Source organism: Puia sp. (genome assembly GCF_035546395.1).
GTDB lineage: Bacteria > Bacteroidota > Bacteroidia > Chitinophagales > Chitinophagaceae > Puia.
In genome coordinates this window covers 1,043,377-1,066,601 of sequence record NZ_DASZXR010000019.1, presented here as the reverse complement: position 1 = coordinate 1,066,601, position 23,225 = coordinate 1,043,377, and the positions used below count along the sequence as shown (strand labels likewise).

Here is a 23,225-nt window from a genome sequence, read left to right as displayed (position 1 = left end):
CAAATGTTATCGTCCGGGGACGGGTGCGGGTCTACCTTTGGAAAAACGTTTCAGTATGAAAGCAGCAGTGATCATTGCGCCGGGGGAGATGCCCCGGTATACCGATATTGCGGAGCCTGTAGCCCAAGACGGAGAGATACTTGTTTCGGTGAAAGCCGTGGCCCTGAAGCATCTTGACAGGAGCCGCTCCAACGGAACCCATTATTCAAGCGAAGGGAATTTTACGGGTGCCCGGGTCGCCGGCGGTGACGGCATCTGTTTGTTGCCCGATGGGACGCGGGTGTATGCCATCGGCGCCAGCGGGATGATGGCGGAGAAGGCGACCGTAGAGCGCGACAGGATCGTGCCGGTGCCGGAGGGGCTGGATGATATCACTGCAGCGGCTTTGCCGAATGGGGTGTTCGGATCGGCGATGGCTTTGCGGTTCCGGGCGGGGATAGCGCCGGGGGATACCGTGCTTGTCAACGGGGCAACGGGATTCACGGGAAGGATGGCGGTGCAGCTGGCGCGGTATTATGGAGCGGGCAGGGTCATCGCGACGGGACGAAATGTGGCGGCGCTGGAGGAACTGCGCGGGCTTGGCGTGGACGAGACGTTGTCGACGCGGCTGAGCGATGAGGAATTCGTGGCTCAGTTCCGGCGTATGCATCGTAGCACACCGGTGCAAGTGATCATCGACTACCTGTGGGGGCATACGGCCGAGTTGCTGCTGACGGCGTTGAACGGGGATGGCAGCTTTTCACCGCGAACCCGGTTCGTGTCCGTGGGTGCGATGACGGGTGATACGATCCGGTTGTCCTCGGCGCTGCTTCGCAGCGTGGATCTGCAGTTGTCTGGATCGGGCTTGGGGAGCTGGACGAGGGGGCAAGTGCGGACGCTGCTTTCGGAGATGCTGCCGGAGATGTTCCAGCTCGCGGCGGATGGGAAGCTGAGGGTGGGGACGACGGTAGTGCCGCTGGCCGAGATTGCAAATCTATGGGATATGGATATTTCCGATGGGAAGCGGCTGGTCGTGCGGATCGCCGACCAGGTTTTGGCGGCGGGTGCTTCGGCGAGAAATTTCCGATAGATGGTGGCCATAAAAGGGGTATTTTTAAAATAAAAACATCGTTTTATGCCTGCTATTGGAAATACCCCGCTGGTGAAACTGGAGCGATTGTCGGAGCCGGGATGCGCCGAGATCTATGTAAAATACGAGGGGGCCAACCCGACGGGGAGCATGAAGGACCGGATGGCGCTGGCGATGATCGAGGGCGCGGAACGCCGGGGACAGCTGAAGCGGGGCGGCAAGGTGGTGGAATATACCGGGGGCAGCACGGGCAGTTCGCTGGCGATGGTTTGCGCGACGAAGGGATACCGCGCCCATTTTGTGTCCTCGGATGCCTTTTCGCAGGAGAAGCTGCAGACGATGCGGGCCTTTGGCGCGGAGCTCGAGCTGTTTCCGAGCGAGGGTGGTAAGATCACTGCCAAATTGATCGATGCGATGATCGTGCGGGCGCGGGAGTTGAGTGGGGAGCCGAATGTGTTCTGGACAGATCAGTTCAAGAATGTCGATAACCGGAATGCCTATCATACGATGGCGAGGGAAGTCATCGCGGTGCTGGGTACGGATATTGCCGAGTTCCTGCAAGGGGTGGGAACGGGCGGCTGCTGGTCGGGGAATGCGGAAGTGTTCAAGGAAGAGGTTCCGGGCGTCCGCTGTATCCCGATCGAGCCTGCGGGAGTACGCGCGCTTTCGGGTGGTGATATCTCGGGGACGCATCGGCTCGAGGGCATCGGCACCGGTTTTGTCCCGGCGATCTGCCGGTTGGACCTGGCCGATGAGATCATCGCGGTAACGGATGCCGATGCCTATGCCACGGCTCGCCGGCTTGCGCGGGAGGAGGGCATTTTCGGCGGTATCACGTCGGGTGCGAATGTCTGGGCGGCGATGCAACGGGCACGGGTGATCGGTGCTGGGAAGAAGATCGTTACGATCGTTTGTGATTCGGGGTTGAAATATCTTAATGGTGATCTTTATAAACAATGATGGAAGATCTATCCGGATCGTGACCTATGGCCTTTGTTCAGCGGAGATGGGAGGATTTGAGCCAATCCATGAGCTGGTTCAGGTTTCGACCTTCTCCATCGGGCTCGATGCCAAGGCGGTCGGTTGGCGTTCCCAGTCGATTGACCCAAAAGGTCAGGTAACCAAAGCTTTTTGCCCCGGCCGCATCCCAGCCGGCGAAGGGCACGAATAAGATCTCTTCTTTTGGCAGCCGGAATTCCTCCATGGCAAGCTGATATGCCCTGGCGGCGGGTTTATATGTTCTCACCGTATCTACGCTTAGCAGGTGTTCGAAGTGATGGCTCAGCCGGGCATATTGTACATTATTTCGAAGCATACCGGGGGTGAAGTTGGAAAGCATGCCGAGGCGATACCCATCCGCATTTAGCTGACCAAGGATTGCGGGCACTTCCGGCCAGGCCGGCAATTCGTTGTAGGCGTCGACAAGCTGACGATGTTGTTGCGCTGATACATCCATGTTCAGCGAGGCCGCTGAATAATCGAGGGCATCGGCTGTGACCGAAAGAAAGTCCAGGTATCTGCCGGTGAGGCTGCGCAGCCAGGTATATTCGAATTGTTTTGTCCGCCAGATGTTGAGGAGACTGGCGGAGTGTTCCGGAAAGAGCTGCGCGGCCAGGCCCGCTACCGGCGCGGGGTCGAATATGGGAAAGGCGTCGAAGAGAATGGCCTTTATGGAATGCGGTCTTGCGGAAGGCTGCTTCCCGAAAGACTGCGGGACAGGCAGCATGGAGGATACGGCGAGGCCGCCGCCGATGGTCAGAAAGTTGCGTCTGTTCATTTTCTCATAAAAATACGGCTCTGCCATACTTCACAGAAATTGATATATTTGATATTTTCATTCAATATTATTGAAGTATGGAACACCTTAGCCTGGATGTACTGCGAACCTTTATTACTATCGTCGAGCTCAAGGGATTCAATCTTGCGGCGGAGAAAGTCCACTTATCCCAGTCCGCCATCAGCATGCAAATAAAGAAGCTGGAAGACCTGACAGGGCAGGTATTGCTTGAGCGAAGGGGTAGGCAATGGTTGCTGACGCACCAGGGGGAAATACTGCTGAGCTATGCACGCAAGATGCTGGATCTTAACGATGAGGTATTGCTGGCGCTGCGGGAGACCCGCCTGAAAGGGAAGATGCGGATCGGAGTTCAGGGCGATCTGATGGCGTCGCGTGTTCCGGCTGCCGTCTATCGCTTTGTAAAAAATCACCCGGAAATCCTGGTCGATTGGAAGGTGGATTCCAGTGATGCTTTGCAGAGTCTGCTTTTGGCGCGCAAGCTGGATCTGGCGATGTACCTGGCCAATGAGGCAAATCCCCGGCTGGATGCGGAGCGTCTGGGAAGTTTTCCCCTGCACTGGATTGCGCCGGCATCAGACGAAGGGGCAATTGTGCACCGGTCGCCGCTGCCGCTGGTGGTGCTTGGTCCCGAGTGTAAGATGCGGCAGGCTGCCTCGGAGGCATTGACGCAGGCCGGCATTCCCTGGCGGATCGTGTTCGGCAGCAATCATCTTCCTGCGATGTTTGGCGCAGTGTTCGCAGGTATCGGCATCAGTGCCCGTACGAAAGTCGGACTGCCTGAAGGGGTCAGGGTCCTGCCGAAGACAGTGCAGCTGCCGCCACTTCCTTCGGTACATGCATTCCTCTGCAGTGCGCCGGGGGAAGACCGGCGGGCGGTACTGGGACTTAAGCAGTTTTTGCAGGCGGAGGTCAGTCTGATTTAGTATGCATTTCATCCGTATCTTGTAGTATGAAAGGGCAGCCCTACCCCAGGATGTATCTGTACCGGCGGCTGGTGCAGGCGAAGCTTTTTATCGACACGCATTATGCCGAACCGATAGACCTCGGGGCGATCGCCGATGAAGCCTTTTTTTCCAAATTCCATTTCATCAAACAGTTTAAGAGTATCTACCGGCAAACGCCGCATCAATACCTGATCTCGCTCCGGATCGAAAAGGCCCGGCTATTATTGAAAGCCGGGCTGCCGGTGTCGGATGTGTGCTACCGGGTGGGATTCGAGAGCCTGCCTTCGTTCAGCGGATTGTTCAAGCGGATGACCGGGATGACCCCGTCGGCCTATCTTGCCGAGCAGCAGGATCTGAAGGCACAGATCGCCGCAGCGCCGCTGACCTATATCCCGGGTTGCTTTGCGCACAAGAACGGCTGGCTTAAAAAATAACAATTTTCGATAACCGCGGCCGCCATTTATTATCGTGCTTTGGGGTACAAAATACCGACAACATGATAACCAGAATGACGCATTCCACCGTGTACGTGCTCGACCAGGACAGCGCCTTTGATTTCTACACCAACAAGCTGGGTTTTAAGGTGGTGACCGATGTGCCGATGGGCAATGACGGCCGCTGGCTGACCGTGGCCCCGCCGCAGATGCCGGAGCTGGAAATGGTGCTGGCGCCTGTGACCCGGAGTATGTTCTCCAAAGAAGTCTCGGAGACGCTAAAGGACCTCGTCAAAAAAGGAACGTTCGGGGTTGCCGTGCTTACCTGCGACGACATTTATGCCACGTATGAGGAGCTGAAGGCCAAGGGTGTGGAGTTTACCAAGGCGCCGACGAAAGAGTTCTATGGCACTGAAGCCATTTTCAAGGACGATTCGGGGAACTGGTATTCGCTTGCACAACTCAAATAAGGACATAACCATGAAAACAGTCTATGATAAGGAGGTGCGGGATGAGCTTATCGCCCGTATCCGGATGGTGAACGAGAAGAGCCGGTCGCTGTGGGGAAAGATGACGGTCTTCCAGATGGTGAAGCATTGTGCGCTTTGGGAGGATATGGTGTTGCACGGGGAAGAGTACCGGCGGGTGTTTGTCGGGTGGCTTTTTGGGAAGATCGCGCTGATCGAGGAACATGGCCGGCGATTCAACGCCGGGTTTGTGCATCCTTTCTTTGGGCGGATGACGCAGGAGGAGACCGGAGTGCTTGCGTACAAGCACTCCGATCATCATCTCCGGCAGTTTGGTTGTTAAAGTGCGGAGGTGTTGTTGTTGATGACCTTCCAGATACCGGCCCCGGGTGTGGGCACGCTTACGCCTTTTGTGGCGCCTTTGACCGAGTTGTCCTGGCCGAAGAAGTAGAGGGGGCGGCCTTTACAGGTCAGCTGGGTCTTCCCGAAGACGGTGATGGTGGAGAACTGATCCTTGTTCAGCACGCTGGGGATGCTGCTGATGCCGGAGACCTGATCGATGGGCCATATTGCGTCGTTGCTGAAGTCGGATTTTGTAAAGTTGTTGCGATTGGCCGAGTCCTTACTGAAGAGATAAAGGGTTTTCCCGGTGGGATCGGTGAGGTACATGGAAGCGCCGTTGGCAGCAACGCCCTGGTCGTTGTAATCAGCACCATCCTGACCTACCAGTTGTGCGTTGGCGACCATGACGGTGTAGTCGGCCTTTGCGACGGCCCAGAGATTTCCGACCTTGTCGCCATTGACGTCACCGGGTTTTGCGTCATTCTGGAAATAATAAAGGGGCCAACCTTTGAAAGTGGATTGTTTTACGCCGTCGGTGCGGGTGATGACCCCGAAGTCCGAGGCGTTGAGGCCGGCGCCGATGCTGAGGTTATCTTCATAGAACGAGGGCCAGGCGACGAGGCAGTCGCCCGTACAGGCGGAGCCGGACGCCGCGTCATTAAAAAAGAAGTAGAGGGTCCTTCCTTTGTTATCGGTGATGATATTTCCGAATGTTGAATTGCTTGCGAGGACGACGCCGGTCGGGTTGGAGGGGGGATTGGAGTTGTTGCCGTTGTTGGAGCTTTTCTTGCAGGAGGCGCCGATGATCATGATGCCTGTTGCTATCGTCAACAGGTAAACGAAATTGGGGGATTTCATGTGTTTGCTTTTATTTTCGAATTACAAACCGCTTCCGATGTGTTCCCGGTTGCCTCTTGCGGAGGAATATTTTCCCAGGCAACCGATGGATCGCCGCGCGCGTTCTTTCCGGACGGGTGTTTACGAGACCTTTACCCGGGTGAAAGCCGGGAATTGCAGGAGACTTTGGCTCGCTGAACTACGGTTCTATTCGCTCCGCAGCGCCTTTACGGGATTTGTGAATGCCGTGCGTATGGCCTGGTAGCTGACGGTGAGCCAGGCGATGCCGATGGCGATGAGGCCGGACAGGGGAAAGAGCCACCAGCCGATCGTGATCCTATAGGCAAAGCCCTGGAGCCATTGGTTCATCCCATACCAGGCGAGCGGCGAGGCGATGAGGATAGCGATGCAGACGAGACCGAGGAAATCGCGGGACAGCAGCAGGGTGATATTCGACACGGAGGCGCCCAACACCTTGCGGATGCCGATTTCCCGGGTACGTTGTTCGGCGGAGAAGACGGATAATCCGAACAGGCCGAGGCAGGCGATGAGGATGGTGACGACGGTGAAATAGCGAATGATCCCGGAGGTCCGCTGATCTTTCTCGTAGTTGTATTGAAAATCCTTGTCGAGGAAGGAATAGGAAAAGGGCAGGCCGGGGTTGACCTTTTTCCATACGTCCGCTATTTTTTGGATGATGCCGGCATAGTCGCTTGCGGCCAGGTTGGCAATGGCATAGCTGTATTTGTTGCCGACGGAGGTGGTGAAGGCATAGGGTTTTATCGGATTGTAGAGGCTCTGGAAATTAAAATCCTTTACCACCCCGATGATCTCCATGCTGCTGTAAATGCCGGGGATACCCTGGAAGTCGCAGTGGATCTTCCGGCCGATGGCGGTTTTGGGATCGTAGCCCAGATCCCGGAGGGCAGTCTCGTTCAGAATGATGTGTGTCGAATCCGCCTGCTGGTTCTTTGAAAATTCCCGGCCTTCGACCAGGGTAAGACCCAGGGTCTTGAAATAATCGCTTTCCACCGCGTTAAGGTTAAAGTCCATCCCATCGCGGGCGGTCTTGCCTTCCGCGTAAAACAGCAAGTCGTTGACGCTGGCGATCCCGGGATAGTTGTCTCCGGATGTGACGGACCGGATGCCGGGGATGGACAAGAGCCCGTGCTTCAATGCGGTATAATTTGCCGAAGCCTCTTTGTTATGCATGGGCAGAACGATCTGCTGGTCTTTATTAAAACCCAGTGGCTGGTCGTTCAGGTAGCTTAACTGACGGGCGATGATGATGGCGCCGGACACAAGGCAAATGGAGATGGTGAACTGGAAGACGATCAATCCCTTGCGGATGCCGATTGCGGAGAAGCTGGTCTGGAGTTTTCCTTTCAGGACCATAATGGGCCGGAAGGCGGACAAATAGAAGGCAGGATACAGCCCCGACATGATGCCGGTCAGAAGGGTTAGCCCGGCTATGCACATCCAGACGCCGGGTTCATCGAACAGCTGCAGCTGCCGTTGAACGACGGTGTTGAAAAGCGGAAGGAGTAGCTGCGCGAGGCCCAATGCAAGCACCAGGGCAAGAATGCTCATTCCAACCGATTCGCCCATGAACTGGTAGATGAGTGACCGTCTTTCCGCACCCATGACCTTACGAACACCGACCTCTTTTGCCCTTTTTCCCGAGCGGGCGGTGGAAAGGTTCATAAAGTTGATGCAGGCGATGAGCAGGATGAAAGCGGCGATGCTGCCCAGGATATAAAGCGTGTTTGCATTCCCGTTGGGGCCGATCTCGTTCTCGATATTCGAATGCAAATAGATATCCGTGAGAGGTTGGAGAAATAACCGGCTCGAGATGCCCAGACGCTTCAGATCGGCGCCGCCCCGTTTGTCGATGTCGGCGGCGACTTTCTTTTCGAAGGCCACTGGGTCGACTTTTTTCTTCAACCGGATATAGGTATGAAAGATATTGCCGGAGGCGAAGCTGGTCTCGTTATCCACCCATCTGCCGCCGACATCGCCATTGTGTATGGACAGGAAGAAATGGGCAGGGATATGGGTCTTGAGGTCTTTATCGCGGAAGACTCCTCTTACGGTATATTCAAAATTGCCAAAGGGCATGCCGATGGTGATCGGCCGGCCTACCGGGTTCTCGTCGCCAAAGAGTCGATGGGCTACTTCCGCGGAGAGGACTGCACTGTTCGGCACGTCGAGTGAGGTGGGCGCGTTACCATAAATAAAATCATAGGTAAAGACGCGGAAGAAGGTGGAATCGACATAATAGCCATTTGTCTCATAGAACTGCTTGCGGCTGTTACCCTGTTTGGCGGTGAGCAGCATTTTGTCCATCCCGGGGAATTTCATCAACCGGGTAGATGCGGCCACTTCCGGCAGATCGGCCTTCAGCGCCCAGGCGACCGGTGCAGAAGTGGCGGCCCAGGCGCGTTGCTTTTGTCCGGCGATCTTTATGGCTGAGGCGGTGCGATAAATGAGATCGGCGTCCTTGTTCTGGCGGTCGTAGCCGGATTCACTAACGATATATAAAAGGATCAATAGACAGGTGGTGAGGCCGATCGCCAGGCCAAAAATATTGATGATACTAAAAACTTTGTTGCGGGAGAGGTTGCGGAAGGCGACCTTGAAATAATTTTTTAGCATCCTTTGTGTGGACCAAAAATATGCCAGTGGTGTAAGCCATTGGGAGTCAGCGCCTTGGTCGGGGGTCGCCTTGGAGGAGCGTACGGATGTGATACAGCGATTGTCCGATGTGGTGGTTTTACTTCGTAAAAGTACCTATGAGGCCGGGCGGCTGGGTATTATCTTTATGGCTTGTTGTTATCGTCCCCGTGAATGAAAAACCTGTTTCACCGTACCCACGGCGGGCTTTTGACCTCTCCACTATTCTATTCTTAACCCTCTTTCAACAGAGTTACCAGCGATCCATACCTCGGAGCGGCATTGTTTTACTCAAACTTAAAACGATGTTGAACTCAAATGTACCCTTTGTATGCAGCCTTTTGCTGGCGCTTGTCGTGCCTTCGGCTGCCAATTCCGGTCTGGCTCCTCTCGCCAAGACGAGAATGAACATGGAGACCGGTTCTTCCCCGATCGAAAAGACTGTATCTTTTGCGCTACCCGGACAGGACGAGATGCCCTATGTGCATTCGTATATCCAGGAGAACGATGAGTCGTTGCTGGCTGTCAAGCAACGGAGTAAACGCTATTTTAAAATGATCGAGACTGTCCTGCAGCGATTCGGGCTGCCGGCCGAGCTGAAATACCTGGCTGTCATCGAGTCGGACCTGAAGAGCACGGCGACGTCCAGGGTGGGCGCCCGGGGTCCCTGGCAGTTGATGGCGTCTACGGCCCAGGATCTGGGGCTGAAGGTGGACAGCGCGCAGGACGAACGGACGAACTTCTATAAGAGTACCCGTGCTGCGGCGCTGTACCTGCGCGATCTGCATCGGACCTTCAAGGACTGGAGGCTGGTGCTGGCTGCTTACAATGCCGGGCCGTTGCCGGTGTTTCGCGCGATGCAGCGCTCCAAGAGCACGGATTTCCGGGTGTTGGAGCGGTACCTGCCCAGCGAGTCGCGGACGCATGTGAAGCGGTTCATGGCGACGGCGTATTATTTTGATGCACTCTCTGCATAAAATAAAAATGGGGCTGCCTTTGTGGCGGCCCCATTTTATCCTGCTGCGTTGTTATTTGAGTGTCGCGATATCGATGACGAAGCGATAGCGGACATCTCCTTTCAGCATCCGCTCATAGGACTTTGTGATGTCCTTGATATCGATCAACTCGATGTCAGAGACGATATTGTTGGCGGCACAGAAGTCGAGCATCTCCTGTGTTTCCTTCAACCCACCGATGCTGGACCCTGCGAAGCTTTTGCGGCCGCCGACGACCGTGAAGGGCGCGATGGGTATGGCAGACGACGGCAACCCCACGATGCAATGGGTCCCGTCGGTTTTCAACATGGACATATACATATTTATATCGTGCCCGGCGGAGACGGTATCGAGAATGAAATCGAAGCTACCCGCCGCGGCTTTCACCTGTTCGGGGTTCGAAGTAACGAGGAAGTGGTGGGCGCCCAGTTTTTTGGCGTCCTTTTCCTTGGAGGGCGAGGTGCTCATGACGGTGACGTCAGCGCCGAAAGCGACGGCGAATTTCACACCCATGTGACCGAGACCACCGAGGCCGACGATAGCCACTTTGTGGCCCTTGCCGATGTTCCAATGGCGAAGGGGGGAGTAGGTGGTGATGCCGGCGCAGAGCAGGGGTGCGGTAGCGGCGAGGTCGAGCTTATCGGAGATGTGGAGAACGAAATCCTCGTGGACTACGATGGTGTTGGAATAGCCGCCGTAGGTGGGCGTCTTATGATCCTGCTCGGTGCTGTTGTAAGTATAGGACCCGCCGTTGAGGCAGTATTGTTCGAGGTCGGCCTTGCAGTTGTCGCAATGGCGGCAGGAGTCAACCAGGCAGCCGGTGCCGGCCAGATCGCCGACCTTGAATTTCTTTACTTCGCTTCCCACCCTGACCACTTTCCCGACGATCTCATGGCCGGGCACCATCGGGAAGATGCCGGGGAACCAGTCGTTCTTGATCTGGTGGAGGTCGGAGTGGCATACTCCGCAGAACTGAATATCGAATTGTACGTCATGTGGGCCTACTTCGCGACGCTCGAAACTCCAGGGAGCGAGGTCGGTTGTCGGGCTCTGTGCGGCATAGCCTTTTACCGGTATCATATTTCCTTTTTGATTTTGCGGAAAGTTAGACAAATTGGCGGATAAGAAGTTCAACTTTGCGATAACTCATCTTTTTCTTGGTGGCAAAAACAGGTATATTGGATTTTTGCGGCAGTGCCGATCCTGCGGCGGGATTTATGGTGAGACTTTTTGGACGGCGATGTGTTTCTGTCCTGAACTGGCTGCTATGGATGGTCGCACCGGAAAGGTTTCTTCCCCTTTCAGGTCTATCTGTTTGGGTGTATTATATCTTCCGGTGGCCATGACCAGGTATTTCGACCTGTATTCACCGTTGTTGGTGACCGTGTGCCAATGATCTTTTTGCCGGGTGGTTTCGAGGGCTTCCTTGTGGAAGGTACAAAAGTTATACCTTCGCCCCCAAAAATCAGGCGTTGCAAAAAGGTTTCCGGCCGCTGGTTGCGGGTCTTTTCTTCTCATTCCTCTGGTCATCCGCGGCGACTGCAACCAAGATCGGGTTGCAGGCGGTTCAGCCCTTCACTATCTGTGTGGTACGATTCTTTTCGGCGGGGACGATCATGATCCTCCTCAGCCGTTTCGTGTTGCGGCAGCGATTGCCACGCGGCAGGGAATGGCGGGCGATAGCGTTGTATGGGGTGCTTTCCAATTCGGTCTACCTTGGGCTGTATGTGTTGGCGATGCGGCAGGTGTCGGCGGGATTGGGTTCCCTGTCGGTGGCGATGAATCCCTTACTGATCAATTTAATGACGGCGCTCCTGCTGCGGCGGCGGCTCCCGGTGCTAACGCTGGTCTGCCTGGTGATCTGTATGGCGGGCGTGATGCTGGCCGCCTGGCCCTTGCTGCAGAACAGTACGGCGACGCCGGCGGGATTGCTGATCCTGCTGTCGGGGTTGGTTGCTTATTCGGCGGGGGTGGTGTATTTCTCGCGGGTGGAGTGGAACGGGTTGCCCTTGCTGGCGATCAACGGATGGCAGGTGCTGTTGGGTGGGGTGTTCCTGTTGCCGCTGGCGGCGGCGGTGTATCGCCCTTCTTTGAACCATTGGGGCATGAAGGCGCTGGGGGCTATCGGCTGGCTGGCCATTCCGGTGTCCATCGGGGCGGTGCAGCTTTGGCTTTATCTTTTGAAGCGGGACGCGGCGAGGTCATCGTTCTGGCTTTTTCTTACGCCGGTGTTTGGGTTTGTTATTTCGAATGTGTTTACGGGGGAGCCGATCACGGGGTATACGATCGTGGGGATGCTGTTGGTGATCGGGGGCATCTATTGGCCAAACCGATCGGTCGCCGGGAGATGAGAATGCGGCCCGGCCTTTGGCCGGGCCTTGTAATATTATTCGCTTCGTAGCGCCTTTACCGGGTTTGCGAGCGCGGCGCGAATCGCGTGGAAGCTGACGGTGAGCAGGGCGATGGCGATGGCGCCGAATCCGGCGAGGGCGAATATCCACCAGCCTAGGCTTGCCCGATACGTGTAATCCTCCAACCATCTATGCATGAAATACCAGGCGACGGGCGATGAGATGACCAGCGCGAGGAGGACGAGCAACACGAAGTCGCGGCTGAGCATCGTCGTGATATCGGCGACGCGGGCGCCAAGGACCTTGCGGATGCCGATCTCACGGGTGCGTTGTTCGGCGGTGAGGGCGGCGAGGCCGAAGAGACCCATGCAGGAGATAAAGATGGTGATCGCCATGGCGAGGTTGATCAGCTGGGCCATCTTGCGATCGTTGTCATAGAATTTTGCGATGTTGTCGTCGAGGAAGGCGTAGTTGAATATCTCGTCCGGGAAGACGGCTTTATAGGCCTGTTCGATGCGTTTCAGCGTCCCGGGGATATCGCCGGCGGCGGCACTCAACTTTACGCTGTAATTGCTTTGAGAACCGCCGTCCTGGGTAATGATCGTCGGCTCGATAGCGAAGCGCAGGGACCGCTGGTTGAAGTCGGCGACGACTCCCACGATGGGAATCTGGCGGTCCCACAACGGCAGGATCTGCCCGATGGCCTGTTGAGGCTTGCTGAAACCCAGCAGCTGGGCGTAGCTGTTATTGATAACCACTTCATAAGTCGTATCGGAGGGCCGGAGATTGCGCCCCGCCAGCAGTTGCAACTGGTAGAGAGGGATATAATTGGTGTCGCCGGTGCGGACATTGATGTTGGACTTGTAGGGATGCGCCCCTTTATAGTCGATGGTGGTCTTCCACCAGCCGTTGATGGCGGGTGGGCTATTGTCGAGGCTGACCCTGGCGACGCCCGGCAGGAGCGCGAGCCGGTCGCGGAGCAGATAACGGAGATTGAGGCTATCCTTGCGATTCGCGCCGAACCGGATGATGGCGTTGTGCGCGAAACCCATGTCTTTGTTGAGGAGGAACCGCATCTGGTGGCCGACGGCAATCGTGCAGATGATGAAGACGATGGAGATCGTGAACTGGAAAACGACCAATCCCTTGCCGAGCCGGTTCCGTGAGCTTCCTTTCTGCGCGCCCTGACCTTTGAGCGTCCTCACCGGGTTAAAGGAGGACAGGATCCATGCGGGATACAATCCGGAAAGAAGAGAGGTGAGGAGCAGGATGCCGGCGCCGATGGCGATGGTGGCGGGGGTGAAGATATGGGATTTGACGCCTGCCGGCACGAAGTCCGGAAACGCATTGAGCACCGGATAGAGCATTGCCAGGGAGAGAACCAGCGAGATAAAGACCAGCAGGGTGGTTTCGCCGAGGAACTGGGTGATGAGGCCGGCGCGGCGGCTTCCCATGACCTTGCGGATGCCGATCTCTTTCGCCCGCCGCAGCGATTGGGCCGTCGACAGGTTGATAAAATTGATGGAGGCGAGGATGAGGATGAAAAGGGCGATGGCCATGAGTCCGTAAAGGGTAGGAAGATTGGCTTCGGTGCCATAATCCTTTCCGTAGACGGTGTCGAAATGAAGGGCGGTAAAAGGTTGGAGCCGGACGCGAAAGCTATCCTTTTTCTCGAAGCCGGTGAAATATTTTGCGGAGAAGGGAACCAGTTCGGCCTCTATGCGTTGGGGAGTGACCCCCTTTGCGAGCTTTACGAAGGCTTGCGAGCTGGAATTGAAGCTGCCCCAGTTATCCTCCCCCAATTCCTGTTTCAGCCCAGTGGCATTTATGGTCGCATAGGAGATGATATCGGTGAAGGTAAAGTCGGTGATCTTGTTCCAGTCCTTTATGATCCCGGCGACGGTGACGTGGAGGGTGTCGTCATAGATGAGGGTGCGGCCCATGGCGGAGAGATAGTCTTTCGTGCCGAAATAGCGTTCGATGGCGCTGGTGGAAAGAACGATGTGGAAGGGTTGTTCGAGCGCGGAGGGGTTACCGGCGACCCAATCGTATTTAAAGATGTCGAAATAATGGGGTTCGGCAAAGATGAGGGTGTTGTTGTTCTCACCGCCCTGGGATCTTGGGAATTTCTTTTGTTGGCCGTGATCGCCGGGGACGGTGACGGCCGCGTTATAGTTATGGAACTGGGCGACGGTCTCGAGGCCGGTGATCTCCTTGCGGATCTGTGGTGCGGCGGGTTCGCACAGGTTTGGCCAATGGGCGTCGTCGCTGCCGAGTTGTTTATGAGTGTTGACGAGGCGATAGACACGGTCGCGATCGGCGTGGAACGTGTCGAAGCTCAGCTGGTAGTGAACAATAGTGCCGATGGCGAGGCATGCGCCGATTCCGACGGCGAGGCCGATGACGTTGATGGCCGTGTAGAGTTTGTGGCGCGTCATGTTGCGCCAGGCGATGATAAGGTAGTTCTTCCACATATTAGTAGGTATATACGATGTTCCAGTCGCTGGTTGGAGTATGCACATCGCAATGGGATCCGCTGCCTTGCGGGGTATAGTATTGCGAATAGTTGAAGCGATCGGCGGGGCTTTGGATATACTTTGCCTTGAATTGCCGGAAGACCTGGTCCGGCTGTTGAATGCCATTGATGGTCAGGCCCGTGGCGGTGAGATTGAATCGGTATTTGTTGACATCGGTGATCAAACCCTGCTTTACCATGTCTGTTGCGATGTGGAGGATATCTATGTTCGGCTGCCCGGTGAATACGAGGGGGTAGTCTTTTGTGGGCTGGTTCTCTTTGGAGATAAGGACAGAGGCGGGTCTGCCGGGTGTGCCCGGGGTGCCTGGTGTTCCGGGGGTGCCGGGTGTGCCTGGTGTTCCGGGAGTGCCGGGGGTGCCGGGGGTTCCCGGTGTCCCCGGGTGGCCGGGGGTTCCGGGTGTTCCGGGGGTTCCCGGTGTGCCCGGCGTGCCGGGTGTACCGGGGGTGCCAGGTGTGCCGGGAGTGCCGGGGGTGCCTGGTGTCCCGGGGGAGCTGTATTCATGCGCCTTGAATTCGGCGATGATCCGGAGATAATGAGGATATTCTTCGCTTGGGATGGGTCTGCCGTCGACCTTGAAGTCGAGGATATCGTCGTTATGCAAGCTGATCTCGTAATGATGGCCGTCGGTTGCGATGCCGTCTCCCCTGAAGGTATGGTCGTCGTTGTTTGTGCTGTTCGAACTGTTCAGGGTGGTGAAATAGAATCTTCGTGGCGTGGTGTCGGGGAAGGCGACCGGGGCTGGGGGGAACAGGTGCGGCTTGATGGCGGGGAAGATTGGCGGGACGGGCGGCGGGGGTGCGATGGCTTGAATAGGTGCTATGGCTTGTACCGGTGCGATGGCCTGTATGGCTGCGATGGCTTGTGGGCCTGCAATAGGCGGTGTGGCTGCGATGGGCGGTATAACGGCGATGGCTGGGGTTGCGGCTATTGCCGGAGTGGCGGCGATGGCTGCGATATGGGGGAGCTTTGCGCGATCGATGGCGCGACGTGCCTCCCCGGAGCCGGCGGGCATGGGTTTTATAAGGCTGAAGGAGACCAATGCGAAGAGGGCGATGGAGAGGATGGTCTTTTCCAGCAGGTGGAGGCGTTTGTTCTCTTTTTCGAGCATGCGCCGGATGCGCCAGAAAAGATCGTTCTTACGACTGCCGCCGAGTTGGAGTGCATAGGTGTTTTTGGCGATGTTCTGGTCATCGATGGTCAGTTGTGTGAAGGCTACGAGGGCTTCGAAGTAGTTATTGCGATCGCTTGTACCGGCCAGGACCATATCATCACAGCAGGCTTCGCGTTCGCGGCGGATGAGGGTGGCGATCCACCGGATGCCGGGGTTGAAGAAGAAGATGGCTTCGGTGAGGTGTAATAAAATATTTGCGAAATAGTCGTTGCGGTGGATATGCGCGAGTTCGTGCAGGAGGATGGTCTCGACCTGGTGGGCGGGTAGCTGGGCCAGGAAGCCGAGGGGCACGAGGATGGCGGGTTTCAGGAAGCCGAAGGCGGCCGGCGCTTTTACCGCGCCGGACTGGAGGAGGGTAACCGGGCGCCGGATGCGGAGGCGACGGGCCAGAACGGCCAGTTCGGCCGCCCAGTACTCTGTTGCGGGCGTACTGTCGCGACGGAGGCGGTGGATGTTATAGAGGCCGCCGGCGAGACGAAGTAGCTGCAGGCCGAGACAGGCCAGCCATATCAGCGTGATGAGGGTGGCGTGGGTATTGAGATAGTTGATGGTCTGTTGCCAGATGGAAATCGATATCGAGGCGGGTGTTGTTGGTGTTACCGGGAGGTTTTGAATTTGCGGCTGATGCGTCGTTACAACGGGGGTGAACGTGGGTATGTTTATGGGGGGTGTCCCGGGAGTAGTGGAATTGAGCTGTAAGCTGAAGGTGATGGACACGCCGAGGATAAACGTGGCGACCAGGGTGGAAAGGAGGGCGTAGCGAAGGGTGGCGGAGCGTTTACGGGTAGTGAGGATGATGGCGCCGGCGATGAGGGCGGCGAGGGTGCCTTGCCAGAGGGAGTGGACGAGAGTCCAGCAAACGGCCCGGGCGGCTTCATCGGATAAGAGAATGTCGATTTGGGATGGCATAACGGACGATTGTTGTCCTAAGGTAGGAAATATTTCCTAGCCACCAAACATTTCTAGGAAATTTTTCCTAGTGTACGGAAACGGACACCCCGAGGCGGTTGTAGCCGGTGGTGGGTTCCCAGGTGTGCTGGTTGGCGAGTCGGATGTGGTACTCGGGGTTGGCGGCGAGGGAAGCGTATTTGTCGGGCAGGGAAAGAAAGAGCTCGTAGATGCCGGGAGGAGTGTCGGGCGGAAGGGTGACGGCACCGACGAATTTTATGGGGCCGGTGAACCAGGTCTGGGGGCGGCCAGCGGTGGGCACTGCTATTTCGCGGCCGGTGGACTTGTTGCGGAACACCAGGAGGACGGGACGCGGATTGAACGGCGAGGCATAGCCGGTGTTTTCGAGGTTGATCGTAAATTCGAAGGGTCTGCCTGGGGCAGTGGTGGTGGGGAAGTGGGCGGTCCTGAGCACGAAGCGATAGCCGAGGCGTCGGCGAATGCTGCTCATGCATCCGAGGGAATCCCAGTCGTTGTTGACATCATTGTTGTACGCCGAGTTGAGAAAGCTATAGTGCATTGCGGCCATTTCCTGCTCGGCATGGCCGGCGGGGGCGCAATCGTTTTGCGGGCTGAATGCGTCGTCGCAGGTCTCGCCACCGACGGCGACATAGCGGCTGTCCTGTTGGAGATACTCCCGGAGCGGGCCGTTGGCTTCCTTTTGTGGCATGTTGCTGCTGCCATAGTCATAGTACGTGCCATAGTCGTCGGGGCTGGCGAGGAAGCAATCGTTGTGAAACCCGATGCGGGCGGCGGGGTTTTCGTGGTATGCTTCGCTTTGCGTCAGCGGCTTTGTGTCGATGGGGGCTTCGGGGCCGTCGATAGCTTTTTGTTTTATCTGCGGGGTACGGACCTGGATCATGCGATCGGCGGGCAGGGCGTGTAAGAGGGCTGTGAGGACCTCGTTGCGATCGCGCCAGCTGCTGTCCATGATGCGGCCGGGGCCGTTCTTCCCGGGGTCGCCGAAATAATCGGTGTAGAAATTCTCGCCCCAGATGCCGATGAATCCTTCTTGCAGGACTGCGATGACGTCCGCGTTGGCCTTGAGGATGGGTTCGAGCTGGGTGATGTGTTTTAGGACGATCGCCTTTGGGGCGTCGCCGTAGGGTGGACATATTTTGTAGATGTCGGGGCAGTCGCCGGTCTTTGTTTTGTCGTTGTAGGCGAAGCGGAGGATGGCTTTTATCCCTGTTTTTCGGATGGCTTGCAGATCGTGTTCGAGTTGGTCGAGGAAGGTTTGGCTGAGTGGTTGGGACCTGAAGGTGTCGAGGGTGTATTCGCGCAGGATCAGGGTGGAGTGGATGGTATAGCGGGCCTTACCCTGGCGGTGTTCAGTGTGGAACAGCGGTGCCAGGGTTGCGGCTTCGAGGGGTTTGAAGTGGCCTGCGCTGGTGGCGATGGGGATGTAGAAGCCCCGTTCGGGGTTGGGGATGTCTGCGGTGTCTTCCTGGTAGTGGATAGTGGTTGTGGTGGCGGCCTTTGTGGTGGATGGCTTTTGGGCGACCGTCGGGCGGGCGGCCAGGAGCATGATCAGAGCGAAACCGATATTGCGCATGGGCTCGGGGTTTAGGAAGCGGGAACGGTGTTGAAGCGGGCGACCTCGTGTTCAAGTGCCTTGGGCACCGGGCAGCCGGCTTTTCAGCAGGTTGATCTGCCCGAGGTGATGAGATTCGTGTTCGGTGACGTGGAACCATTTGCAATAATTGTTGGTAGGTCCCCAATACCATTTTTCGTCTACGGCGAGGAGCCATTTGTCGTCGCGTTTTTTGAACTCGGCGAGGGTGCTTTCGCGCGTCTGCTGCAGGATATTGATATAGAAATCGGCGTTGTTGCCCTTTATCTTTTTGCGGCCTGCGTCGCCGAGCTCCATGGCTGCGCCGAATTTGTCTTCGACTGCTTTGTCCCATTTTCCCCATTCGATGCCTTTGAAGGTATGCTCATGGTAGAACGCGTCGGTGGCGGCGAGGTGAAAGGCGAGCGCGCCGATGGTGTTGGCCTTGTCGTCGAGGAGGAAGTCGAGCTGTTCGACGGAGAGGCTTTTTATGGAATTGATCACCTGCGGGCGAAGCCAGGCCATCATCGAGACGAGGGTGCCGATCTGCGGGCTGTAGCCTTCTTTGGGGCCGATGATATTTTGGTCGTTTGCGAAGGGTGCGGGGGTTTTGATACCGGGAGCGTTGGCGCCGGGGGCGTTTGTTGCGGGGGCGCTCTCCAAGGAATTACCCCAGCTGATATTGGGTAATAAGGAGAGACCGACCATTGCGCTGGTGAGTGTGGTGGCCGAGCGGATGAAATGGCGGCGGCCGGTGGGTATTTTCTTCATGGTTAGTTGTTTAATGCCTTTTTAATGGTGGAGGGGAAGTTACGGCAGAATTACCGGGAGGCCATAAGATTCTTACCGGAATGTGGTATTTTTGCGTCCGTGGTCCCGTGGCCCGGCATCCAAGCATGTATACGACAAAGTTCAAATATCTGCGTGCGTTCCTTAAGTGCCTGCTGGTGGCGAGTTCCCTGGTGTTGTTCGGGAACAGGCTCACGGACCGGTTCCATCTCTGCACGAGCTTTTACGGCGGGTTATACCGGGTGCAGCACAATGGGCAGCACTGGTATCGGGGGCATACCGATCTCGGGGTACAATTTGGGAAGGTTTTGTCGTCTGTGTCCAAGCGCTATCATTCGCCCGTAGGTCTTGTCACTGTTGCGCCCAGCCTTTGCATCCGCCCTGTTGCAGTACCGGCCGTTCGTGCGGGTTATGTCCTGCCTATGCGGCCGGATGATTCCGGGATCTCCTGTCCTTTCCTCCGCGGTCCGCCTTCCTGCAGTTAGGGGTTTTCCCTTCTTGTTTGTTTATTCCTAATTTTTCAAGCCAATCGGGTCGGGCTCCTTGACGGCCGGATGACTTATTTTAATGGTATGGATAATCTGGATCGAATCAAGCAGATAGTCGACAGTGTGCATCATACCTGTCCTGTTTGCGGATCTGCTTTATACGTAACGGATCTTGGGAAGAATACGTTAACCTTTCATTGTGCGTCGGAGAAGGCGAAGTTCTGGACGTTCAAGAAGGGGTCCAAGGCGTTGGTGGAGGCCAAGGGGCATTGGGACGCGTCGATACGGCACGTGTCCGTGGATAAGATCCCGGAGTAAGACCTCTCTAAAGAGGGATGGGTTCGCGGTGGCGGTCGTAGAAGACGCAGACCTTGTCGACAAGCTCGTCGTAGAGGGCGTCGGGGGGTGTGGGGTTAGTCGGTTTGATGAGGCGTTGGGTGTGAGTGCGGATGCGGTCGCTTTCGGTGGGATCGAAGAGGCCGGAAGCGAGGAGGGTATCGCGAACGAAGAGGGCTTGTCTTTTGTTGGCCTTGCGGTGGGAGTTTTGGGGACGGCGGCCGCCGGCTTGCTGGTGGGCCTCGTCACGGAGGTGTTCGACGGCGCGCAGGAGTTCGCCCTGCACGGTTTGGGCGGTGCCGCCGGCGGAGGGCACATACTGATCCCAGATCTCGCGCACCAGCTCGGGGTAGCGGAGATTGGTGGGGAATACGGGTTGTACGGTGGTGACGGGATGCACGGCGGGTTTGCCGGCCTCCCAGCGGGCGACGAGGTCTTTTACGTCGGCGGAGGAGGCTTCGAGCCAGCGGCGGGTGTTCATGCCATATCGATTGACCTGATCGAGGTCGGCGCCCAGGTTGAGCATTTTCTCCAACACGCGGAGATACGCCGCCCGATCGGCGCCGTCGCGGCGGAGAAGCCAGCCCTGAACCACCCAATAAACGATGTTGGACCCATCGGAGTCGCCAATGTTGACATCGGCGTTGTAGTCGAGCATGAGATCGAGCGCGTAGATGTATCGATCCTGCTGGGCGGCAATATGCAGACAGTTGTACCCGCGGGCGCAGATGATGTTGGGATTGGCGCCTTTTTCCAAAAGATATTTTAACAGGGGGAGACGGTCGTGCTCGGTGGGAAAACCATAGGAGAGCAGGGCTTCCATCAGGATGGGCATCCAGGAGTTGGAGTCGACGCAGGCGTTGGGGTCGAGCTGCTGTTGTTCGACAATTTCCCGTACCCGGTTGGTCTCGCCGCGCGCGATGGCGAGGGAGAGGGAGTTCCACGCGGTAGCGGGAACCAGTTTTGGCAAGGCAATCATTTCAGGAGATTTTACCTCTATAAGATACAAAAAGTTGCCCGGGATTCCCAATGCTTTTTTTTGGGGGGCTTTACCGGATCTTTGCATTTCGCTCTGCGAGCTTCTTTTTGGTGTCGGCGAATTATTCGCTGTTGATGGGGTTTATTCGCTGCGCAAACTTTTTGTCGGGTTGGCGATTGCAGCCCTTATCGCCTGGTAGCCGACGGTGAGGAGGGCGATGGCGACGGCGAGCGTTCCCGAAGCAACGAATATCCAGCCGGTGATGGCGATGCGATAGGTGAAACTTTCGAGCCACACATGCATGGCGTATCCCGCGATGGGGGTAGCGATGACCACGGCGATGAGCACGAGCTTTATAAAATCCATGGAAATGAGTGCGGTGATCCCGGTCACGGATGCGCCGAGGACCTTGCGGATGCCGATCTCCTTGCGGCGGTTCTCGGCCATGTAAGTCGCGAGGCCGAAGAGGCCGAGGCAGGAGATGAAGATGGCCAGGCCGGCGAAGAGAGTACCGAGGGTCCCTTCCTGTTGTTGGGCCCGAAACTTACTGTTGTAGGATTCGTCGACGAAATAATATTCGAAGGGATATTGGGGGTTGTGCTCTTTGAACACTTTTTCGGCCTTTCCGAGAGCGGCGGCAACTGTGAGCGCGGGGTTAAGCCGGTAGTGGATGACGGGATAGGTGGACTGGAGACCCTGGATGAGCATGGGGGCGATGGGATCGTATGGGGATTCGAGAATAAAATCCTTTACCACGCCGACGATATGATATTGCCCGCCGCCCTGGTCGGTGACGATCTTGCCGATGGGGTCGGTGAGGCGCATGGTTTTTACCGCAGATTCGTTGAGCAGCAGGGCGGTGCTGTCGGTGGGATAGGTTTTGAGATCGAGATCACGGCCTTCGAGGATCTTTGTGCCGGTGGTTTTGGTGAAATCCGCGTCGGCTTCGAACTGAACGAAGCTGCGCTTTTTGTCATCGGGCGTGCTGCCTGGCCAGGAGAAGTTTGTTACTGAGCCCCAGGCGCGGGTCATGGGTGAGTATGTACGGGTGACGGAGACGGCGGCGCCGCTTGCGAGAAGGTCGCGCTTTATGCTTTCATATTGTGTCCAGTTGCCGCCCTGGCTGAAGGTGAAGACGAGACGGCTGCGATCATAGCCGGTATCGCGGTCGCGGGCATAGCGGAGCTGTTGCCGGATGACGAGAGTACCGGTAATGAGAACGACGGCAAAGGTGAATTGGAGTATGACGAGGACCTTTCGCGGGTTCAGGCGGCTTCGGGCCGCGCTTGTCGCGCCTTTGAGGACTTTAATGGGTCTTGCGGCCGACAGGAAGAAGGCCGGATAGCTGCCGGCGACGATTCCGGTGAACAGGATAAAGACGGCGGCTGCGATCCAGAAGCGGGGATCGCCGTAGTGAATTTCCAGCGGCGTATTGATGATGTTGTCGAAGCCCTTGATGCTTAGCTGGACGATGCCGAGAGCGAGGATGAAGGCCAGCGTCGCGAGAAGGATGCTTTCCCCGATGAACTGGGCGATGAGCGATGTTTTGCGAGCGCCGACGACCTTGCGGATGCCTACTTCCTTTGCGCGCTTTTCGCTGCGGGCGGTAGACAGGTTCATAAAATTAACGCAGGCGATGAGCAGGATGAAAACACCGATGACGATAAAAAGGCGGACAGTAGTGATCTGGCCGGTGACGAACTGTCCGTTCACATCCTTGCTATAGAGATGGACGCGGCTGATCGGATGGGTGAAGGTTTCGCGGGTGAGTCCCCTACCCTCCGTGACATGTTTTGCAGTGATATGTTTTATCTTTTCGTCAAAGGCCTGCTGACGGGCCCCTGGTCTGAGCAGGACATAGGTGGGCGCCGGGGTATTGTTCCAATTGGGGGAATCCCATTTCAGGCGATCCAGGTAGTTCCAGGGAAGGAGATATTCGAAGGTGAATTGGGTGTTGGCCGGGAGGTCCTTGAGGACACCGGTGACCTTGAAGATATCGTTGCTGTCGATGCGGACCAGCTTGCCCATCGGGTCTTCGCCGCCGAAGAGGTTTTTTGCGAGTTTGGCGGTGAGGACGATGCCCTGATCGGTTTTCAGGGCCGTGTTGGGGTTACCCTCGAGCATCGGAAAGGAAAAAATCTTCAGAAAGCCGGAGTCGGCAAAGGCACCGCCGGGGTTGAAGTGTTTGTCGTCGTGTGTGACGAGAAAGTAGACGTTGCGGAAGCGGGCGGCGTCCTCTACTTCGGCGTAGTTGTGCTTCAAATCGGCGGCCATCAACGAGGACGTACGCGGCCATACCTGAAGGCTGCCGTCGTAGTCTTCGCGGGTGCAGAGCAGATAGGTGCGATCGGTATTGGTGTACCAGCGATCGTAGCTAAGCTCGTTGTTGACCCAGAGGCCGATGAGCATGGCGGCGGCCATGCCGATGGCGAGGCCGAGGATATTGATGGCAGAGAAGTCTTTGCGACGCCAGAGGGTGCGGAGGGTGATCTTGAAGAAATTCTTTAGCATATGT

Annotated in this window: 21 protein-coding genes; 10 read left to right on the top strand and 11 right to left on the bottom strand. The window is 56.8% G+C overall.

The annotated features are described in order from the left end of the window. The first annotated feature begins 55 nt into the window (after positions 1-55). Complete coding sequence (locus tag VHE34_RS30745) at positions 56-1,069, top strand: quinone oxidoreductase family protein (RefSeq protein WP_325595375.1); 1,014 nt, start codon at positions 56-58, stop codon at positions 1,067-1,069. 45 nt (positions 1,070-1,114) lie between these two features. Continuing rightward, on the top strand, positions 1,115-2,029 hold the full coding sequence (locus VHE34_RS30740; RefSeq protein WP_325595373.1) for a cysteine synthase family protein: 915 nt from the start codon (positions 1,115-1,117) through the stop codon (positions 2,027-2,029). Positions 2,030-2,066: 37 nt separating this feature from the next. On the opposite strand, the gene VHE34_RS30735 is transcribed toward VHE34_RS30740, so the two are convergent. Beyond that, on the bottom strand, positions 2,067-2,846 hold the full coding sequence (locus VHE34_RS30735) for a haloacid dehalogenase type II (protein WP_325595371.1): 780 nt from the start codon (positions 2,844-2,846) through the stop codon (positions 2,067-2,069). A 77-nt stretch (positions 2,847-2,923) separates the two neighbouring features. Between VHE34_RS30735 and VHE34_RS30730 the strand changes: the two genes are divergently transcribed. The 4 genes from VHE34_RS30730 to VHE34_RS30715 all read left to right on the top strand — a co-directional run bounded on the left by VHE34_RS30730 (position 2,924) and on the right by VHE34_RS30715 (position 5,055). Next, positions 2,924-3,790, top strand: a complete 867-nt coding sequence (locus VHE34_RS30730; protein WP_325595369.1) for a LysR substrate-binding domain-containing protein — start codon at positions 2,924-2,926, stop codon at positions 3,788-3,790. A gap of 26 nt (positions 3,791-3,816) precedes the next feature. After that, positions 3,817-4,245: an AraC family transcriptional regulator gene (locus VHE34_RS30725; RefSeq protein ID WP_325595367.1), complete on the top strand. Its 429-nt coding sequence runs from the start codon at positions 3,817-3,819 to the stop codon at positions 4,243-4,245. 62 nt (positions 4,246-4,307) lie between these two features. Continuing rightward, on the top strand, positions 4,308-4,715 hold the full coding sequence (locus tag VHE34_RS30720) for a VOC family protein (protein WP_325595365.1): 408 nt from the start codon (positions 4,308-4,310) through the stop codon (positions 4,713-4,715). Between the two features lie 10 nt (positions 4,716-4,725). Beyond that, positions 4,726-5,055: a hypothetical protein gene (locus VHE34_RS30715; RefSeq protein WP_325595363.1), complete on the top strand. Its 330-nt coding sequence runs from the start codon at positions 4,726-4,728 to the stop codon at positions 5,053-5,055. Here VHE34_RS30715 and VHE34_RS30710 read toward each other — a convergent pair. Further along, positions 5,052-5,912, bottom strand: coding sequence for a hypothetical protein (locus tag VHE34_RS30710; protein WP_325595359.1), 861 nt, complete (start codon positions 5,910-5,912; stop codon positions 5,052-5,054). The genes VHE34_RS30715 and VHE34_RS30710 overlap by 4 nt on opposite strands. A gap of 186 nt (positions 5,913-6,098) precedes the next feature. Beyond that, positions 6,099-8,546 (bottom strand): ABC transporter permease, encoded by a 2,448-nt coding sequence (locus VHE34_RS30705; protein ID WP_325595357.1) that lies wholly within the window; start codon positions 8,544-8,546, stop codon positions 6,099-6,101. A 323-nt stretch (positions 8,547-8,869) separates the two neighbouring features. Between VHE34_RS30705 and VHE34_RS30700 the strand changes: the two genes are divergently transcribed. Continuing rightward, positions 8,870-9,541: a lytic transglycosylase domain-containing protein gene (locus VHE34_RS30700; protein WP_325595355.1), complete on the top strand. Its 672-nt coding sequence runs from the start codon at positions 8,870-8,872 to the stop codon at positions 9,539-9,541. Positions 9,542-9,592: 51 nt separating this feature from the next. Here VHE34_RS30700 and VHE34_RS30695 read toward each other — a convergent pair whose 3' ends face one another. Next, on the bottom strand, positions 9,593-10,639 hold the full coding sequence (locus VHE34_RS30695) for an NAD(P)-dependent alcohol dehydrogenase (RefSeq protein ID WP_325595353.1): 1,047 nt from the start codon (positions 10,637-10,639) through the stop codon (positions 9,593-9,595). A gap of 135 nt (positions 10,640-10,774) precedes the next feature. Continuing rightward, a complete protein-coding gene (locus VHE34_RS31275; RefSeq protein WP_414709931.1) occupies positions 10,775-11,077 on the bottom strand; it encodes an NAD(P)-binding domain-containing protein in 303 nt (100 codons plus the stop codon). Here VHE34_RS31275 and VHE34_RS30690 point away from each other — a divergent pair. Further along, positions 11,032-11,910: a DMT family transporter gene (locus tag VHE34_RS30690; protein WP_325595351.1), complete on the top strand. Its 879-nt coding sequence runs from the start codon at positions 11,032-11,034 to the stop codon at positions 11,908-11,910. The two genes, VHE34_RS31275 and VHE34_RS30690, sit on opposite strands and share 46 nt — an antisense overlap. A gap of 35 nt (positions 11,911-11,945) precedes the next feature. On the opposite strand, the gene VHE34_RS30685 is transcribed toward VHE34_RS30690, so the two are convergent. From VHE34_RS30685 to VHE34_RS30670, 4 genes are all read right to left on the bottom strand, one after another. Then, positions 11,946-14,384 (bottom strand): ABC transporter permease, encoded by a 2,439-nt coding sequence (locus VHE34_RS30685; protein WP_325595349.1) that lies wholly within the window; start codon positions 14,382-14,384, stop codon positions 11,946-11,948. 1 nt (position 14,385) lies between these two features. Next, positions 14,386-16,527, bottom strand: a complete 2,142-nt coding sequence (locus VHE34_RS30680; RefSeq protein ID WP_325595347.1) for a M56 family metallopeptidase — start codon at positions 16,525-16,527, stop codon at positions 14,386-14,388. Between the two features lie 67 nt (positions 16,528-16,594). Then, on the bottom strand, positions 16,595-18,121 hold the full coding sequence (locus tag VHE34_RS30675) for a DUF4832 domain-containing protein (RefSeq protein WP_325595345.1): 1,527 nt from the start codon (positions 18,119-18,121) through the stop codon (positions 16,595-16,597). Between the two features lie 51 nt (positions 18,122-18,172). Next, complete coding sequence (locus VHE34_RS30670; protein ID WP_325595343.1) at positions 18,173-18,889, bottom strand: DinB family protein; 717 nt, start codon at positions 18,887-18,889, stop codon at positions 18,173-18,175. Between the two features lie 80 nt (positions 18,890-18,969). On the opposite strand from VHE34_RS30670, the gene VHE34_RS30665 reads away from it, so the two are divergent. Together VHE34_RS30665 and VHE34_RS30660 are read left to right on the top strand one after the other, a co-directional pair. Next, entirely contained in the window at positions 18,970-19,392 is a 423-nt protein-coding gene (locus VHE34_RS30665; protein ID WP_325595341.1) for a hypothetical protein, read from the top strand. An 87-nt stretch (positions 19,393-19,479) separates the two neighbouring features. Further along, positions 19,480-19,713: a hypothetical protein gene (locus VHE34_RS30660; RefSeq protein WP_325595339.1), complete on the top strand. Its 234-nt coding sequence runs from the start codon at positions 19,480-19,482 to the stop codon at positions 19,711-19,713. 7 nt (positions 19,714-19,720) lie between these two features. On the opposite strand, the gene VHE34_RS30655 is transcribed toward VHE34_RS30660, so the two are convergent. Together VHE34_RS30655 and VHE34_RS30650 are read right to left on the bottom strand one after the other, a co-directional pair. Then, entirely contained in the window at positions 19,721-20,710 is a 990-nt protein-coding gene (locus VHE34_RS30655) for an ankyrin repeat domain-containing protein (protein WP_325595337.1), read from the bottom strand. A gap of 141 nt (positions 20,711-20,851) precedes the next feature. After that, positions 20,852-23,221: an ABC transporter permease gene (locus VHE34_RS30650; protein WP_325595335.1), complete on the bottom strand. Its 2,370-nt coding sequence runs from the start codon at positions 23,219-23,221 to the stop codon at positions 20,852-20,854. Positions 23,222-23,225: the final 4 nt, after the last annotated feature.

Bases quoted from the DNA above. Each gene is read 5' to 3' on its own strand.
- VHE34_RS30655 (WP_325595337.1), bottom strand. From the start codon at position 20,710: ATGATTGCCTTGCCAAAACTGGTTCCCGCTACCGCGTGGAACTCCCTC.
- VHE34_RS30745 (WP_325595375.1), top strand. From the start codon at position 56: ATGAAAGCAGCAGTGATCATTGCGCCGGGGGAGATGCCCCGGTATACC.
- VHE34_RS30675 (WP_325595345.1), bottom strand. From the start codon at position 18,121: ATGCGCAATATCGGTTTCGCTCTGATCATGCTCCTGGCCGCCCGCCCG.
- VHE34_RS30670 (WP_325595343.1), bottom strand. From the start codon at position 18,889: ATGAAGAAAATACCCACCGGCCGCCGCCATTTCATCCGCTCGGCCACC.
- VHE34_RS30665 (WP_325595341.1), top strand. From the start codon at position 18,970: ATGTGGTATTTTTGCGTCCGTGGTCCCGTGGCCCGGCATCCAAGCATG.
- VHE34_RS30735 (WP_325595371.1), bottom strand. From the start codon at position 2,846: ATGAACAGACGCAACTTTCTGACCATCGGCGGCGGCCTCGCCGTATCC.
- VHE34_RS30710 (WP_325595359.1), bottom strand. From the start codon at position 5,912: ATGAAATCCCCCAATTTCGTTTACCTGTTGACGATAGCAACAGGCATC.
- VHE34_RS30725 (WP_325595367.1), top strand. From the start codon at position 3,817: ATGAAAGGGCAGCCCTACCCCAGGATGTATCTGTACCGGCGGCTGGTG.
- VHE34_RS30700 (WP_325595355.1), top strand. From the start codon at position 8,870: ATGTTGAACTCAAATGTACCCTTTGTATGCAGCCTTTTGCTGGCGCTT.
- VHE34_RS30715 (WP_325595363.1), top strand. From the start codon at position 4,726: ATGAAAACAGTCTATGATAAGGAGGTGCGGGATGAGCTTATCGCCCGT.
- VHE34_RS30720 (WP_325595365.1), top strand. From the start codon at position 4,308: ATGATAACCAGAATGACGCATTCCACCGTGTACGTGCTCGACCAGGAC.
- VHE34_RS30730 (WP_325595369.1), top strand. From the start codon at position 2,924: ATGGAACACCTTAGCCTGGATGTACTGCGAACCTTTATTACTATCGTC.
- VHE34_RS30660 (WP_325595339.1), top strand. From the start codon at position 19,480: ATGGATAATCTGGATCGAATCAAGCAGATAGTCGACAGTGTGCATCAT.
- VHE34_RS30680 (WP_325595347.1), bottom strand. From the start codon at position 16,527: ATGCCATCCCAAATCGACATTCTCTTATCCGATGAAGCCGCCCGGGCC.
- VHE34_RS30740 (WP_325595373.1), top strand. From the start codon at position 1,115: ATGCCTGCTATTGGAAATACCCCGCTGGTGAAACTGGAGCGATTGTCG.
- VHE34_RS30685 (WP_325595349.1), bottom strand. From the start codon at position 14,384: ATGTGGAAGAACTACCTTATCATCGCCTGGCGCAACATGACGCGCCAC.
- VHE34_RS30705 (WP_325595357.1), bottom strand. From the start codon at position 8,546: ATGCTAAAAAATTATTTCAAGGTCGCCTTCCGCAACCTCTCCCGCAAC.
- VHE34_RS30650 (WP_325595335.1), bottom strand. From the start codon at position 23,221: ATGCTAAAGAATTTCTTCAAGATCACCCTCCGCACCCTCTGGCGTCGC.
- VHE34_RS30695 (WP_325595353.1), bottom strand. From the start codon at position 10,639: ATGATACCGGTAAAAGGCTATGCCGCACAGAGCCCGACAACCGACCTC.
- VHE34_RS31275 (WP_414709931.1), bottom strand. From the start codon at position 11,077: ATGAGAAGAAAAGACCCGCAACCAGCGGCCGGAAACCTTTTTGCAACG.